This is a genomic window from Halomonas ventosae, from assembly GCF_004363555.1.
Lineage (GTDB): Bacteria > Pseudomonadota > Gammaproteobacteria > Pseudomonadales > Halomonadaceae > Halomonas > Halomonas ventosae.
The window spans coordinates 207,601-222,734 of the sequence record NZ_SNZJ01000005.1; the positions used below are offsets into that span (position 1 = coordinate 207,601).

11 protein-coding genes are annotated in these 15,134 nt (G+C 70.5%); 9 read left to right on the top strand and 2 right to left on the bottom strand.

Features of this window, described 5'->3' with window-relative positions; translation table 11 throughout:
- Window positions 1–11 precede the first annotated feature (11 nt).
- The 5 genes from DFP85_RS06190 (at window position 12) to fhuF (ending at window position 6,404) form a co-directional block, all read left to right on the top strand.
- Window positions 12–1,340 carry a lysine N(6)-hydroxylase/L-ornithine N(5)-oxygenase family protein gene (locus DFP85_RS06190; protein ID WP_133635428.1) on the top strand — a complete coding sequence of 443 codons (1,329 nt, stop codon included), beginning with the start codon at window positions 12–14 and terminating at the stop codon, window positions 1,338–1,340.
- A complete protein-coding gene (locus DFP85_RS06195; RefSeq protein WP_133635429.1) occupies window positions 1,337–2,509 on the top strand; it encodes an MFS transporter in 1,173 nt (390 codons plus the stop codon). The genes DFP85_RS06190 and DFP85_RS06195 overlap by 4 nt, the downstream gene beginning before the upstream one ends.
- Before the next feature lie 2 nt (window positions 2,510–2,511).
- The gene (locus tag DFP85_RS06200; protein WP_133635430.1) at window positions 2,512–4,974 is read left to right on the top strand and encodes a GNAT family N-acetyltransferase; all 2,463 of its coding nucleotides are present in this window, start codon (window positions 2,512–2,514) and stop codon (window positions 4,972–4,974) included.
- Between the two features lie 107 nt (window positions 4,975–5,081).
- Window positions 5,082–5,606, top strand: coding sequence for an RNA polymerase sigma factor (locus tag DFP85_RS06205; RefSeq protein ID WP_133635431.1), 525 nt, complete (start codon window positions 5,082–5,084; stop codon window positions 5,604–5,606).
- Window positions 5,607–5,660: 54 nt separating this feature from the next.
- Entirely contained in the window at window positions 5,661–6,404 is a 744-nt protein-coding gene (fhuF, locus tag DFP85_RS06210) for a siderophore-iron reductase FhuF (RefSeq protein ID WP_133635432.1), read from the top strand.
- 75 nt (window positions 6,405–6,479) lie between these two features.
- Here fhuF and DFP85_RS06215 read toward each other — a convergent pair whose 3' ends face one another.
- Together DFP85_RS06215 and DFP85_RS06220 are read right to left on the bottom strand one after the other, a co-directional pair.
- Window positions 6,480–8,684 (bottom strand): TonB-dependent siderophore receptor, encoded by a 2,205-nt coding sequence (locus DFP85_RS06215; RefSeq protein WP_166644608.1) that lies wholly within the window; start codon window positions 8,682–8,684, stop codon window positions 6,480–6,482.
- 113 nt (window positions 8,685–8,797) lie between these two features.
- The gene (locus tag DFP85_RS06220; RefSeq protein WP_133635434.1) at window positions 8,798–10,603 is read right to left on the bottom strand and encodes an ABC transporter ATP-binding protein; all 1,806 of its coding nucleotides are present in this window, start codon (window positions 10,601–10,603) and stop codon (window positions 8,798–8,800) included.
- Between the two features lie 148 nt (window positions 10,604–10,751).
- Between DFP85_RS06220 and DFP85_RS06225 the strand changes: the two genes are divergently transcribed.
- From DFP85_RS06225 to DFP85_RS06240, 4 genes are all read left to right on the top strand, one after another.
- On the top strand, window positions 10,752–11,522 hold the full coding sequence (locus DFP85_RS06225; protein ID WP_133635435.1) for an ABC transporter ATP-binding protein: 771 nt from the start codon (window positions 10,752–10,754) through the stop codon (window positions 11,520–11,522).
- A complete protein-coding gene (locus tag DFP85_RS06230) occupies window positions 11,515–12,399 on the top strand; it encodes an ABC transporter substrate-binding protein (protein ID WP_133635436.1) in 885 nt (294 codons plus the stop codon). Before DFP85_RS06225 ends, DFP85_RS06230 begins: the two co-directional genes overlap by 8 nt.
- Window positions 12,389–14,365 (top strand): Fe(3+)-hydroxamate ABC transporter permease FhuB, encoded by a 1,977-nt coding sequence (gene fhuB / locus DFP85_RS06235; RefSeq protein ID WP_133635437.1) that lies wholly within the window; start codon window positions 12,389–12,391, stop codon window positions 14,363–14,365. Before DFP85_RS06230 ends, fhuB begins: the two co-directional genes overlap by 11 nt.
- A gap of 117 nt (window positions 14,366–14,482) precedes the next feature.
- Entirely contained in the window at window positions 14,483–15,055 is a 573-nt protein-coding gene (locus DFP85_RS06240; RefSeq protein WP_133635438.1) for a PRC-barrel domain-containing protein, read from the top strand.
- The last annotated feature ends 79 nt before the right edge of the window (window positions 15,056–15,134 follow it).

The window sequence follows — 15,134 nt, forward strand, 5'->3', positions numbered from 1 at the left end:
GAGATCCCACTATGCAACAGACAGTGCACGACTTTATCGCCATCGGCCTCGGCCCCTTCAACCTGGGCCTGGCCTGCCTGACCGACCCCGTCGAGGAGCTCGACGGCCTCTTCCTCGAGCGCCGCGACGGCTTCGACTGGCACCCCGGCATGCTGCTGGAGGACGCCACCCTGCAGACGCCCTTCATGTCGGACCTGGTCACCATGGCCGACCCCACCAGCCGCTTCAGCGTGCTCAACTACCTGAAGCAGCAGGGCCGGCTCTACAACTTCTACATCCGCGAGAACTTCTTCCTGCTGCGCAACGAGTACAACCGCTACTGCCAGTGGGCCGTCGAGCAGCTCGACACCCTCCGCTTCGGCACCGAGGTGACCCGCATCGACTTCGACGAGGCCGAGGGCGTCTACCGGGTGAGCTGCCGCGACACCGGAAGCGGCGAGACCCGGGTCCACCTGGCCCGGCACCTGGTGCTCGGCACCGGCACCACGCCTTTCCTCCCGGAGGGCTGCCGGGACCTGGACCCGCGACCGCTGCACTCCAGCGAGTACCTGGCGCACAAGGCCGAGCTGCAGCGCCAGGAGGCCATCACCCTGGTCGGCAGCGGCCAGAGTGCGGCCGAGATCTACCACGACCTGCTCGCCGACATCGACCGCTTCGGCTACCGGCTCGACTGGATCACCCGCTCGCCGCGCTTCTTCCCACTGGAGTACGGCAAGCTGACCCTGGAGATGACCTCGCCGGACTACATCGACTACTTCCACGCCCTGCCCGAGGCCACGCGCAACACCCTGATGCATCAGCAGAAGAGCCTCTACAAGGGCATCAACCTGGAGCTGATCGACGCCATCTACGACCTGCGCTACGCCAAGGAGCTGGGCGGCGAGGTACGCTCCGAGCTGCTCACCAACACCAGCCTCGAGACCTGCCGCCATGACGCCGCGCAGGGCGAATACGAGCTGACCCTGTGGCACAAGGAACAAGAGCGCCACTTCCGCCACCGCACCCCGGCGCTGATCATGGCCACCGGCTACCGCTACCACATGCCGGACTTCCTCGCCCCGATCAGCTCACGCATCGCCTTCGACGAGGCCGGGCGCTACGCGGTGGGCCGCTTCTACGACATCGACGGCGGGCGCGGCGAGATCTTCGTGCAGAACGCCGAGCTGCACACCCACAGCCTGGTGGCGCCGGACCTGGGCATGGGCCCCTACCGCAACGCCTGCATCATCCGCGCCCTGACCGGCCGGGAGGTCTACCCCATCGAGGAGCGCATCGCCTACCAGCGCTTCGGTGCCCCCAGCGAGGCCGTCTTCGACCCCCTGGACGCGAAGCCCGCATGAGCCCGACCCCCTGGCTGGTGGCCGTGACCGCCGTGGCGGTGGTCAGCGACGCCATGCTGCTGCCCTTCTACCCGCAGTTCTTCGCCGAGCGCTTCGGCGTGAGCGATCCGTCCCACGTCGGCGGCTACCTGGCGATGAGCTGCCTGGTGGTGATGCTTGCGCTGCCCGCCTGGGCGCGCCTGGCGCGCCGGGTCGGCACCCTGCGGCTGCTGATCGGCACCCAGGTGGCGGCGGGGTGCCTGAGCCTGTCCTGCGCGGTGGTCACCTCGCTGCCGTGGTTCTGGGGCCTGTCGATGGCCATGCTGGTGGCCAAGGCCAGCTACCTGCTGGTCTACCCCTACCTGATGCACTTCGAGCCCCAGGATCGTCACGCCAGCCTGATCGGGCTGCTCTCGGTGGTGGTGCATGCCGGCGGCATCCTCGGCGCCGTGATCGGCGGCCTGGTGCTGGAGCACTGGCAGGCGGCCCAGGTGTTCCGGGTGATGGCGGGCAGCGATGCCCTCCAGGTAGCGGTCTGCCTGCTGCTGCTGAAGCGCGGCCGGGCGCCCCACGCGGCCCACGCCACCCCGCCGGCCCCGGGCACCAGCGGCGCCATCCTCCGCCTGGGCGTGGTGATGCTCCTGTTCACCTTCAGCGCCTACCTGGCCCGGCCCTTCTTCGCCCGCTACTGGGAGCTGGCCTCGGGCCTGCCCGGCGAGGTGCTGGCCGGCGCGGTCTTCGCCATTCCCGGCGGGGTGGCCGTGGCCCTGCTGGCCCTCGACCTGCTGGGCCGCCGCCCGAGCGGCCAGGCCATCGCGGCGCCACTGGCCATCGGCCTCACCGGCCTGCTGCTGCAGGCCAGCGGCGAGATCGCCGCCATCCTGGCCGGCCGGCTGCTGTTCGGCTGGACGCTGTTCCGTGTCACCGTGCGCCTGGAAGTGCGCATCTTCCAGTTGAGCACGCCGGCACGCTACGCCAGCGACTTCAGCAAGATCCACGTCTTCCAGGGACTAGGCATGCTCGTCGCCTCCTGGGGCGCCGGCCGCCTGGTCGACGCCCAGGGCCTGGCCAGCCCCTTCCTCGTCGCCGCGCTGGGCTTCGTCCTCTGCGCCCTGGCCCATCGCCTGCTGCTGGCCCGCGCCGAGGCGACCCCGGCGCGGCCTACCGAACCCCTTTCTGCAAGGACCTGACCATGAACCTCTTCCAGCCGACTCCGACCACCCGCATTACCTATTCCCGCCACGCCCAGGGCCTGGGCACCTTCAGCCTGCGCCCGCTGCACCTGCCCGAGGACCTGGCGCGGATCCATGCCTGGGTCAGCGCACCCCGGGCGCACTTCTGGGGCATGCAGGGCCACTCGCCGGAGCGCGTCCAGGCCTTCTACCGCGACCTCCAGGAGAGCGAGCACGCCCAGGGCTACCTGGGGCTGTTCGACGGTGAGCCGGCCTTCCTGGTGGAGTGCTACGACCCGCGCCACGACACCATCGGCGAGCACTACGAGGTGGCCGAGGGCGATCGCGGCATGCACTTCCTGGTGGCCCCGACCGAGACGCCGCTGCCCGGCTTCAGCGCCCAGGTGATCACCACCATCCTGGCCTTCATGTTCGAGGATGCCGGCACGCGGCGGGTGGTCGTGGAGCCGGACGTCGACAACCGCAAGATCCATCCGCTCAACCGCCGGGTCGGCTTCGTCTACGACCGCGAGGTCGAGCTCCCCGAGAAGACCGCCCACCTGGCCTTCTGCGACCGGGCGGCCTTCGCCTCGGCGGTGAGCGCCGAGAACCCGCGCCTGGACCCGGCCCTGGCCGCCGACCCGGCCCGCGCCGCCGCCCACCTGACCCCCGCGCTCTGGGCCCGGGCCAACCGCTGGCTGATCCGCAAGGCGATCGCCGAGTTCAGCCATGAGAAGCTGCTGGCGCCCGAGGCCCTGAATGTCGACACAACCGCCGTCGACGCCGACGTCCACGGCGACTACCGCCTGGCCGCCCCGGACGAGGCGGCCGAATACTGCTTCCGTGCCCGTCGCCTGGCCCTGGATCACTGGGTGATCGACCTCGACTCCCTGGAGAAGCGCATCGAGGGCGCCCCGGCGGAGCTCGACGCCCAACACTTCATCCTCGAGTTCCGCCGGCCCCTGGGCATCGGCGACGAGATGCTGCCGGTCTACCTGGAGGAGGTCGCCAGCACCCTGTTCGGCGGCGCCTACAAGCTCGCCGGCACCCGCCCCGACGCCGATGGCCTGGTCGACGCCGACTTCCAGACCCTGGAGGCCGCCATGACCGAGGGCCACCCGGTGTTCGTGGCCAACAACGGCCGCATGGGCTTCGACGCCGTGGACTATCACGCCTATGCCCCGGAGGCCGCCGCCCCCATCACCCTGGTGTGGCTGGCCGTACACCGCGAGGACGCCCACTTCAGCGCCATCGAGGGCCTGGACTACGCGGCCCTGCTGCGCGACGAGCTGGGCGAGGCGACGCTGGCCGACTTCCACCGCCGGCTCGAGGCCCGCGGCCTCGACCCCGCGGACTACCTGCTGATGCCCGCCCATCCCTGGCAATGGTTCCACAAGCTGGCCATCACCTTCGCCGCCGAGGTGGCCCGAAACCGCATCGTCTGCCTGGGCTATGGCTTTGATCAATACCGCGCCCAGCAGTCGATCCGCACCTGGTTCAATACCAGCCAGCCGAGCCGGCGCTACGTAAAGACGGCCCTGTCGATCCTCAACATGGGCTTCATGCGCGGCCTCTCGCCCAACTACATGCGCGCCACCCCGGCCATCAACGACTGGATCAAGGCCCTGGTCGACGGCGACCCGGAGCTCGCCGCCCAGGGCTTCACGGTGCTGCGCGAGGAGGCGGCCATCGGCTTTCGCCGCGACGCCATCGAACCGGCATTCGACCGCTACAGCGCCTACAAGAAGATGCTGGCCTGCCTGTGGCGGGAGAGCCCTGTGCGTTACCAGCAGGACGGCCAGCGGCTGATGACCATGACCGCGCTGCTCCACGTGGACGCCGACGAGCGCGCCCTGCTGCCGCGGCTCATCGCATCCTCGGGGCTCGCCACACGCGAATGGCTGGACCGCTACCTGCGGGTCTACTTCCGCCCGCTGCTGCACTGCTTCTACGCCTACGACCTGGTGTTCATGCCCCACGGCGAGAACCTGATCCTGCAGCTCCAGGACGGCGTGCCGGTGCGCGCTATCATGAAGGACATCGCCGAGGAGATCGGCATCATGAACACCGAGGTGGCGCTGCCCGAGGCGATCTCGCGCATCGCCGTCGAGGTACCCGAGCCGCTCAAGGTGCTGTCGATCTTCACCGACGTCTTCGACTGCTTCCTGCGCTTCATGGCCCCGCTCCTGGTCGAACAGGGCGACATCACCGAGCGGGACTTCTGGGAACGGGTGGCCCGCTGCGTCATCGACTACCAGCAGGACCATCCCGAGTTCGCCGACGAGTTCGCCCGGCACGACCTCTTCGCCCCGGAGTTCACCCGTTCCTGCCTGAACCGGCTGCAGCTCAACGACCACCAGCAGATGATCGACCTGGCCGACCCGGCGAAGAACCTCCAGTTCGCCGGCACCTTGGTCAATCCCATTGCCGTTCACCGGCCGGCGCCAGTGGAGACCGGGGCGAGCGAGGGCGCCCTGGCCTGACAGGGAGGGCTGGCCAGGTGGCGTTCGGGCGGCGCCTGGCCATCTCTTTTGATAATGATTCTCATTGTTATATAATGCGCAACTCCGGTTCCCAGGACGGAGTTCGCATGACAGCCCAACTCGACCTCGATGCCCTCTTCCAGCGTCACGCCACGGACCTCGCTGGCTACCTGCGGCGCCAGCTGCCGTGCCCCCACCTCGCCGAGGACCTCTGCCAGGAGGTCTTCCTGCGCCTCGGCCAGCACCCCGAGCCAGGACGGCTCGTGGAACCCCGGGCCTACCTGTTTCGTATCGCCCGCAACCTGATCATCGACCATCACCGCCGGTGCCGTTCGCGCCCCACCTGCCAGCCCCTCGACGCGCCCGAGCTCTGCCTAGCGTGCCCCCGCGCCTGCCCCGAGCGCGAGACCGATCGGGCACTGTGCCGAAGAGCCCTCCATGCCGCTCTGGAGTCCCTGCCACACCGTCAGCGGCAGGCACTCATCTGGCACCGCATCGAGGGCATCACCCAGGCCGAGATCGGCCGCCGGCTGGGGGTCTCGGAACGCATGGCCGGTCGCTATATCACCCAGGCCATCGCCGGTTGCCGAGAGCGGCTGACCGAGTCTCCGACCCAGCACCGCAATTTTTGATAACGATTCCCATTCAATCTATCATCGCATCACAGTCCCCCCGGTGGAGGCCCCATGAATCAAGCGCTGTCATCGCTCTATATCGGGCCCCTCGAAGGCCTGGCGCCACCCCGGGTGTCGGCGACGCCCGGCACCGACACTCTGCCCGCCCGAGAGCTGCTCGACCCGTCCTACCTCGACGCGCTGCTCACGCGCTTCGGCGACCAGTACGATCAGGGCGACCGCCGGGCAGTGGCCTCGCTGTGGTCCAAGTGGCACTTCAGCAGCCTGGCGGCCCATGGCCTGGCCGCCAACCTGCTGCTCGAGCGCGACCTGCCGCTGGGGCTGGACGCGCTGCACCTCGAGCAGTCCCCCGAGGGGCAGACCACCGGCCTGGCCCTGCGGCATGCCGGCTGCCCCCTGGCCGAGCTCGATCCCTACCCCCGTTTCGCCACTCTGCTCGACGGCCACCTGACGCCACTGGTCGAGGCCCTGGCCGCGGCCAGCGGGGCCTCGACCAAGGTGTTCTGGAGCAACGCCGGCAACTACTTCGAATACTTCGCCGGCGCCCTGGCCGACCACCCCATGGCCGCCCCGGACGTGAGCGAGCCCGCCCGGGCGCTGATGGAGAGCCGTACCCTGCCCGACGGCCGACGCAACCCGCTCTATCGTCCGGTGAGCTACGTCGAGCGCAATGACGGAAGCCCGCGGCGGGTGCGTCGCTTGTGCTGCATCCGCTACCTGATCGACGAGTTGGGCGTCTGCGGCAACTGCCCGCTCGCCTGCCGTCACAGGGCTCGTGCCATCGAGACGACATGATCGCCCCATAATGCAGAAGGGCCCACCCCGTCGCCGGGATGGGCCCTTTGTGACATGGGCTCGCCGTGCCGTGGCTCAGTAGCGCCAGGTCAGGTTGGCCATGACATGGCGCGGCGCGCCGTGGAAGGCCTGGTCCCACTTGAGGCTGGTCAGGTACGTCTCGTCGGTGACGTTGTTGAGGTTCAGCGAACCGGTCAGGCTGTCGCTGAAGTCGTAGCTCGCCATCAGGTCGACCAGGGCATAGGCCTCCTGGCGGGTCTTGCCCTCGGCGAGGTCACGGTCGCGCTCGATATCGTCCTGCCAGCGCAGCCGCGCCCCCACCTTGAGAGCATCCAGGGCGGCCGGCCGGTAGCTGGTGGTGGCGCGCACCAGATGGCGCGGGATATAGGTATTGGTGGCCTCACCCTCGGCGTCCTCGACCTCCAGGTAGGTATAGCCGACGCTGGCCTGCCAGCCCGGGGTGAGCTCGCCGGCGAGTGTGGCCTCCACGCCCTCGCTGGTGATGCCGTCGCCGCCCGTGAAGAAGGCGGTGCCGTCCGGCCGGGTGCCTGCGGGCTGGGCCACGTTGTCCTGCTCGGTGCGGAACAGCGCCAGCGAGGCATCGGCGCCGCCGTCGAACAGTTCGGCCTTGAGGCCGACCTCCTGGCTCACCCCGTCGACGGGGTCGAGGTAGTCGCCGTTGCGGTCGATCGCGGTCTGGGGCTGGAAGATCTCGGTGTAGCTGGCGTAGAGGGACGCCCGGTCGGTGATGTCGTAGATCAGGCCGGCGTAGGGCGTCAGCACCCGGTCGTGGTCGCTCGCCTGGGAGACCCCGTACTGCTCGCCGGTGGTATCGGCCCAGCTCAGCCGGGCACCGGCGACCGCGGTCCAGCGCTCGGCGAGGTCCAGCTTGGCCGCCCCATAGACGCTGCGCTCCTTGACCGTGGCATCGCCGCCATTCCCATCGGATGCCACCCAGGCATCGGGTTCGGGGTAGCGGCCGTTCCAGTCGTCCAGCGGCGGCAGCCCCTGGCCGCCGGCATCGAAGCTCGTCGTCGGATCGAGAGAGCGCTGCTGGTTGCGGCTCTGGCTCCAGTCCGTGCCCACCACCAGCTGGTGGCTGCGCCCGAAAGCATCGACGTCGCCCTTGGCATGCAGGTCGGCCACCCACTGCTCCAGGTGGCGGTCGTAGCGGCTGAGGGTCAGCTGGTCGTCCGAAATGCGCCCGGTGGCGGCATCGGGCGTGCCGTAGATGTAGAACAGCTGGGTGTCGGAGAGCATGTCGAGGTGGGTGAGCGTGCCCTTCAGCGCCCAGCGCTCGCCGAGTGCCTGCTGCACCTCGAGGAAGCTGCGGTGGGTCTCCACGTCCCAGTAGGACCAGTCGGGTGCCGAGGAGGTCTCGACGTCGTAGTCGGTGGGGTTGCCGGCAGAGTCATAGAGCGGCAGCGAGCCCCACATGTTGCCGTCGGTATTGTTCTGCTGCCAGGTGTGGCCGAGGGTCACCAGGGTGCTGTCGGTGACATCGGCCTCCAGCACGCCGTAGAGCAGCCCCCGCTCGCGGCTCAGCCGGTCCAGGTAGGAGTCGCTCTCCATCCCCGCCGCCACCAGGCGCCCGCGGACGCGCCCCGCGTCGTCCAGTGGCCCGGCGACATCGGCCTCCAGGCGCCGCTGGTCCCAGGAGCCGACGCTCGCCGAGACCGAGGCCTGGGGCACATAGGTGGGCCGCTTGCGCACGAAGTTGACCGTCGCCGCGGGATTGCCCGAGCCGGACATCAGCCCGGTGGCGCCGCGCACCACCTCCACCCGGTCGTAGATCGCGGTGTCCATGTCGCCATGCACGTTGTTGTAGGGCATCGGCACGCGCACCCCGTCGACCTGGAAGTTGGAGATCTCGAAGCCCCGTGCCGTGTAGTAGGTGCGGTCCGTCTCGAGGCGCTCCACCGTGACCCCGGGGGTGCTCTCCAGGACATCATTGGTGCTGTCGAGGTTGAAGTCGTCGATCTGGGCGCGGGTCACGGTCGAGACAGACTGGGGGGTCTCGCGGGGCGTCAGGTCGAGCCTCGTCGCGGTGCTGGTGAGCGGCACCCGGTAACGCTCCGTGCCCTCGGTGATCACCGACAGGGCCTCGGCCTCGACGGTCAGGGTCTCCAGGTCGGTGGCCGCCTCCGGGGCGGTCGTTCCCTGCTGGGCCAGGGCAACCGGGGAGAGCAGCAGGCTGCCGGCGGCGGTCAGGCCCAGGCAGCCACGGATGGCACGGGTCAGCGGGTGGATGGCGCCGCGGCGGCGGGATGGGAACGGCATGGGGGACGAGCCTCGTGTCATGGATTCGAATATTTATGATAATGATTCGCATCACGCTTAACAACGATGGTTCATCCCGCTCATGCCAAGGGGCCATGCCGGCCCCGATGTCGTCACGCCAGGGAGGCGTCCGCCGCCTCGACCTCGCCGGTCTGCACCCGCCACTGGGCCGCATAGCGCCCGTTGCGCGCCAGCAGCTCCGCATGGGTGCCGCGCTCCACCACCCGCCCGCCGTGGACCACGGCGATCTGGTCGGCATGGACGATGGTCGAGAGCCGGTGGGCGATCATGATCACGGTGCGCTGGTGGGCGATGCGCTTCAGCGAGCGCTGGATGGCCGCCTCGGTCTCGTTGTCCACGGCGCTGGTGGCCTCGTCGAGCACCAGGATCGGCGGGTCCTTGAGCAGCGCCCGGGCCAGCGAGAGGCGCTGGCGCTGGCCGCCGGAGAGGCGCACGCCGCGCTCCCCCACCGGGGTATCGAGCCCCTGGGGCAGCGCCTGGATGAACTCCCAGGCCTCAGCGGTCTGTGCCGCGGCGATGATGTCGGCCTCCGGGGCATCCGGCTTGCCGTAGGCGATGTTGTCGCGCACCGGGCCCTCGAACAGGTAGACGTCCTGGCTGACCAGGCCGATGGCCCGTCGCAGCGAGGCCAGCTCGAGTTCGCGGATCGGCTGGCCGTCGATGCGGATCTCCCCCGCCTGGGGGTCGTGGAAGCGCAGCAGCAGCTTGATCAGGGTCGACTTGCCCGAGCCGGTGGCGCCGACCAGCGCCAGGGTATGGCCCGCCGGCACGTCCAGGCTGACCTCGCTGACCCCCTCGCCGCTGCCCGGATAGCGGAAGTTCACGTCGGCGAAGGCCACCTCGCCGCGCACCGGCTCGGCCAGCGCCCGCCCGCCATCGTCGCGCACATGGATCGGCGTGGCCAGCAGGTCGAGGATGCGCCGCGTGCTGGCCATGGCGCGCTCGAAGAGGTCGATCACCTGGGCCAGGCCGGTCAGCGGCCACAGCAGCCGCTGGGTGAGGAACACCAGCACGCCATAGGCACCGACGTTGAGATCGCCCCGCAGGGCCATCATCCCGCCCACGGTGAAGGTCGCCAGGAAGCCAGCCAGGATCGCCATGCGGATCACCGGGATGAAGGCCGAGCTGATGCGGATGGCCCGCCTATTGGCCTCCACGTAGGCCTCGCTGGCCTGGCGCAGCCGCTCGGCCTCGCGGGCCTCGGCGGTGAAGCTCTTGATGGTGGCGATACCGGCCAGGTTGTTGGAGAGCCGGCTCGAGAGGTCGCCGACCCGCTCGCGCACCTCGGCGTAGAGTGGCCCGGCCTTGCGCTGGAAGTAGAAGGCGCCCCACACGATCAGCGGGATCGGCGTGAAGGCGAGCAGCGCGATCAACGGCGAGAGCACGAAGAACACCGCCCCCACCGCCACCACGGTGACGCCGACCTGGATCATGGCATTGGCGCCGCCGTCCAGGAAGCGCTCGAGCTGGTTGACGTCGTCGTTCATGGTGGCCACCAGCTGGCCGGAACTGCGCGACTCGAAGAAGCCCATGTCGAGCCGCTGGGCATGCTCGTAGGCGTCCTGGCGCAGGTCGGCCTGCAGCCGCTGGGCGAGGTTGCGCCACAGCACCTGGAAGAGGTACTCGAACAGCGACTCGCCGGCCCAGATGAAGAAGGTCAGCGCGCCGAGGACCAGGATCTGCTCACGGGCGGACTCGAAGCCGAGCCCGGCCACGAAGCTCTGCTCCTGGTTGACCACCACGTCGATGGCCACGCCGATGAGGATCTCCGGGGCGATGTCGAACAGCTTGTTGATGACCGAGCAGGCGCTGGCGGCGATGATCCGGCGGCGATAGCCGCGGGCATAGCGCAGCAGGCGCGCCAGGGCCAGGAAGCTGGAGGTGGTGGCGTCAGGCATGTGGATCGGGGGTCCTGGAGGGTGAAACGCCACAGCATACCGGGAAGGCGGCCGGCCCGAAACAGATCTTATTGATAACCATTATCACCGAAGGTATGGTAGCGCCCATCGCCCGCCCCGCCCGGGGCCCGCCCAAGGAGCGTCCTGCATGTTCGAACTGCGCGGAGCCGGTTTCGCCATCGCCGACCGGCCGCTGCTCGCCGCCACCGACCTGACCCTGGAGGGCGGCCGGGTGCATGGCCTGATCGGCCACAATGGCTCGGGCAAGTCGACCCTGCTCAAGCTGCTGGCCCGCCAGCAGCCGCCAAGCCACGGCGAGCTGCACTTCGCCGGGCGCCCCCTGGCCCGCTGGGGCCATCGCGAGTTCGCCCGTCGGGTGGCCTACCTGCCCCAGCAGCTGCCCGCCACCGAGAACCTGCTTGGTCGCGAGCTGGTGGGCATGGGCCGCTACCCCTGGCGCGGCCTGCTGGGCCGGCATACCCGCGAGGACGAGGCGGCCATCGACCGAGCCATCGCCGCGACCCACACCGAGGCCTTCGCCGACCGCCTGGTCGACACCCTCTCTGGCGGCGAACGCCAGCGGGTCTGGCTGGCCATGCTGCTGGCCCAGGGCAGCGACTTCCTGCTGCTCGACGAGCCGCTGGCCGCGCTGGACATTGCCCACCAGGTGGAGGTGCTGGCGCTGATCCGCACGCTCAGCCAGACCCTGGGGCTCGGCGTGGTCATCGTGCTCCACGACGTCAACATGGCGGCGCGCTACTGCGACCACCTGGTCGCCCTGCACCGCGGGCGCGTGCTAACCCGGGGCACCCCGGCCGAGCTGATGGACGAGGCGACCCTGGAGGCGATCTACGGCATCCCCATGCGGGTGATGGCGCATCCCACCGGCCACCATCCCGTCGCCCTGGTCCATGCCTGACGTGCCCGCCCGGCTGCTCCGCGGCCTCGTCCCTGCGCTGCTGCTGGTCCTGGCACTGGCGCCGATGCCTCGCGCCCAGGCCCAGCCGGCCGTCGCCACCCTCGACTGGACCCAGGCCGAGACCCTGGTGGCGCTGGGCGTCACGCCGGCCGGCGTCGCTCAGGTCGATGCCTACCAGGCCTGGGTCGGCGCCCCGCGCCTGCCCGAGGCCACCGTCGATCTCGGCCTGCGCAGCCAGCCCAACCTGGAGCTGCTGGCGAGCCTGGCACCCGAGCGCATCCTGATCTCGCCGATGTTCGCCAACCTGGCGCCGCGGCTGTCGCGCATCGCCCCGGTCACGACCCTGCCGTTCTACTCCCCGGGCCGCGAGACCTGGCCCCAACTGCTTGAGCTGACCCGCAAGGTCGGTCGCCTGGCGTCGAGGGAGGCGGCCGCCGAGCGGCTGATCGCCGAGACGGAGACGCGCCTCGCGGCCCTGCGGCAGCGGCTACCCGCGCGGGTGGCGCCGCTGCTGGTGGTGCAGTTCATGGACGAGCGCCATGTCCGGGTGTTCGGCGAGGGCGGCCTCTACCAGGCCGTGATGGCCCGCCTGGGGCTGGAGAACGCCTGGCGCGGCGAGACCAACGCCTGGGGCTTCTCGCTGGTGGGCCTGGAGCAGCTGGTGGGGCTGGAGGCCCGCCTGGTGGTGGTCGAACCCTACCCGGTGGGCGTCGAGGCCGCGCTGGCCGACAGCGGCCTCTGGCAGCAGCAGCCCAGCGTGCGCGATGACAGCCTGATCACCCTGCCCCCGGTATGGAGCTTCGGCGCCCTGCCCTCGGCGCAACGCTTCGCCGAGCACCTGGTCGCCGCCCTGGAGGAGGCACCCCATGACGACTGAGGCCGCTCGCCGCCACGCCCCTGCCCTGGTCTGCCTGCTGCCGGGCCTGGCGCTGCTGGCCCTGGTGCTGGGGTCGCTCGCCGAGGAGGGGCTGTTCGATGGCCTGCGCGCGCTGATGACCGTGACGCCGGCAAGCGCCGAGGCGCTGGTGCGCCACTACAGCTGGTGGCCGCGCCTCGCCATGGCGCTTCTGGCCGGCGGCGGCCTGGCTCTCGCCGGGGTGCTGATGCAGCAGGTGCTGCGCAACCCCCTGGCCGCCCCCACCACCCTGGGGGTGGCCAGTGGCGCCAACCTGGCGCTGATGGCCGCCACCCTGCTCGCCCCCGGCCTACTGCTGGCCGGGCGTGAATGGGTGGCCCTGGCCGGCGGCGCCGGTGCCATGGCGCTGGTCGTCGCCCTGACCTGGCGCCGCGGCCTCTCCCCCGCGGTGGTGGTCCTCGCCGGCCTGGTGGTCAACCTCTACGCCGGGGCGCTGGGCATGGTGCTGCTGCTCTTCCACCAGGAGACCCTCAAGGGGCTGCTGATCTGGGGCGCGGGGTCGCTTTCCCAGCACGGCTGGCATGACGCCGCCTTTTTGGCCCCGCGGCTGCTGCTGGGCGCCCTGGCAGCCTGGCTGCTGCTGCGACCGTTGACGGTGCTCGAACTCGACGACGCCAGCGCCAGGAGCCTCGGCGTCTCGCTGAGGCACCTGCGCCTGGCAGGGCTGGGGCTGGCGGTCTTCCTCACCGGCTGCGTGGTCAGCGTGGTCGGGGTGGTCGGCTTCATCGGCCTGGCCGCGCCCAATATCGTGCGCCTGGCCGGGGCGCGCCGCCTGGGGGCGCGGCTCGTCTGGTCGACGCTGCTCGGCGCCCTGCTGCTGGCCACCACCGACCTGCTGCTGCAGCGCTTCGCCGGCACCCTGCCCACCCTGCTTCCCACCGGGGCCACCACGGCCGCCCTGGGGGCACCGCTGCTGCTGTGGCTGATCCCCCGGCTGCGCCTGGAGGCCGGCCGCCCGCCCGCCAACGCCACGGCCCTGGCCCCGCGCCACCCCGCCCCCGGGCGCCTGGCCGCGGGGCTGGCCCTGGGCCTTCTTGCCGCCCTCCTGCTCGCGCTGCTGCTGGGCCAGGCGGCCGGCGGCTGGTTCGCCACTGTTGAGGAGGCGGTGCTGGCGTGGCGCTGGCCACGGCTGCTGGCCGCCGCGGGCAGCGGGGTGATGCTGGCCATCGCCGGCACCCTGATCCAGCGCCTCACCGCCAACCCCATGGCCAGCCCCGAGGTGCTGGGCATCAGCGGCGGCAGCGCCATCGCCCTGATCGCGGCGCTCTTCCTGCTGCCCGCCCCCGGCAACCTGATCCTGGTCGCCGCCGGCACCCTGGGGGCGCTGGCCAGCCTGGCGGTGCTGGTCGTGCTCAACCGGCGCAGCGGCTTCGTGCCCGAACGGCTGCTGCTCAGCGGCGTGGCGATCACCGCGCTGTTCGACGCCGTGCGCGCCATCGTGCTGGCCGGCGGCGACCCACGCGGCCAGCAGGTGATCGCCTGGCTCTCGGGCTCCACCTACTACGTCGACCCCGTCGGCGCGACAGTGGTGGCGGGCCTCGCCGTGGTGCTGGCCTTGGCGGCACGCCCCTTCGCCCGCTGGCTGGATATCCTGCCGCTGGGGGCGGCCACGGCCGCGGCCCTGGGAGTCAGGGTCGAGCGGGCCCGGCTGGCGTTGCTGCTGCTGGTCGCGCTGCTGACCGCCTGCGCCACCCTGGTGGTGGGCCCGCTCTCCTTCGTCGGCCTGCTGGCTCCCCATATGGCCCGGCTGGCGGGTTTCTCCCGGGGCCGCGCCCACCTGCTGGGGGCCGCGCTGATCGGCGCCCTGCTGATGGTGCTGGCGGACTGGCTGGGCCGCCAGCTGCTGTTCCCCGCCGAGATCCCCGCCGGCCTGGTGGCCTCGCTGCTGGGCGGCGCCTACTTCATGTGGGGCCTCCGGCGCCGCTGACCGGGCGGACTCGGGAGGCACCATTGAACTCGGCGGCCACTGGCCACACTAACCGGGTGAGGCGTCGACAGGCGCCATCGATCACATGGACCCTCACGGACCACAAGGAGTGAACGCATGGCCCAACGCAAACCGCTGAATCACACCATCAGGCAGGCCACCCTCGGGGCGCTGCTCGCCGGCGGCCTGGCCGTCACCGGCAGTGCCCTGGCCCAGCCCCAGGGCCTCTACTCGGCCGACGAACTGGTCGATGCCAGTGTGTATGCCACTTCCGGCAGCGAACAGATCGGCGAGGTCGAGGACATCCTGCTCGACAACGACATGCAGGTCCGCGCCCTGGTCATCGACACCGGCAACCTCTTCGACTTCAAGGGCGAACAGCATTTCGTCATCGAGACCGGTAAGTTCACCGTCGAGACCCAGAACGGCAACAGCCTGGAGGAGATCGAGTACCGGGTGAATGTCGACATGAGCGAGGAGCAGATCAGCCAGCAGCCGCAGTACACCAACGACTGGTGGCAGAACGCCCGGGAAGGGGCCCAGCAGGCCTGGGAGGACACCAAGGAGGGCGCCGCCAGCGCCTGGGAATCCACCCAGGAAGGGGCATCACGGGCCCTGGACCGCATCGGCGAGGCCCTGGAGAACGTCGGCGAACGGACCCAGGAGGCCGCCGACCGCTCCGCCGAGTGACGGCTCACTCGCCCCTTTGCCCGCGAAGCCCGGCCATCTGGCCGGGCTTCTTGCTGGACGGCACACGGGTAGCGCCACT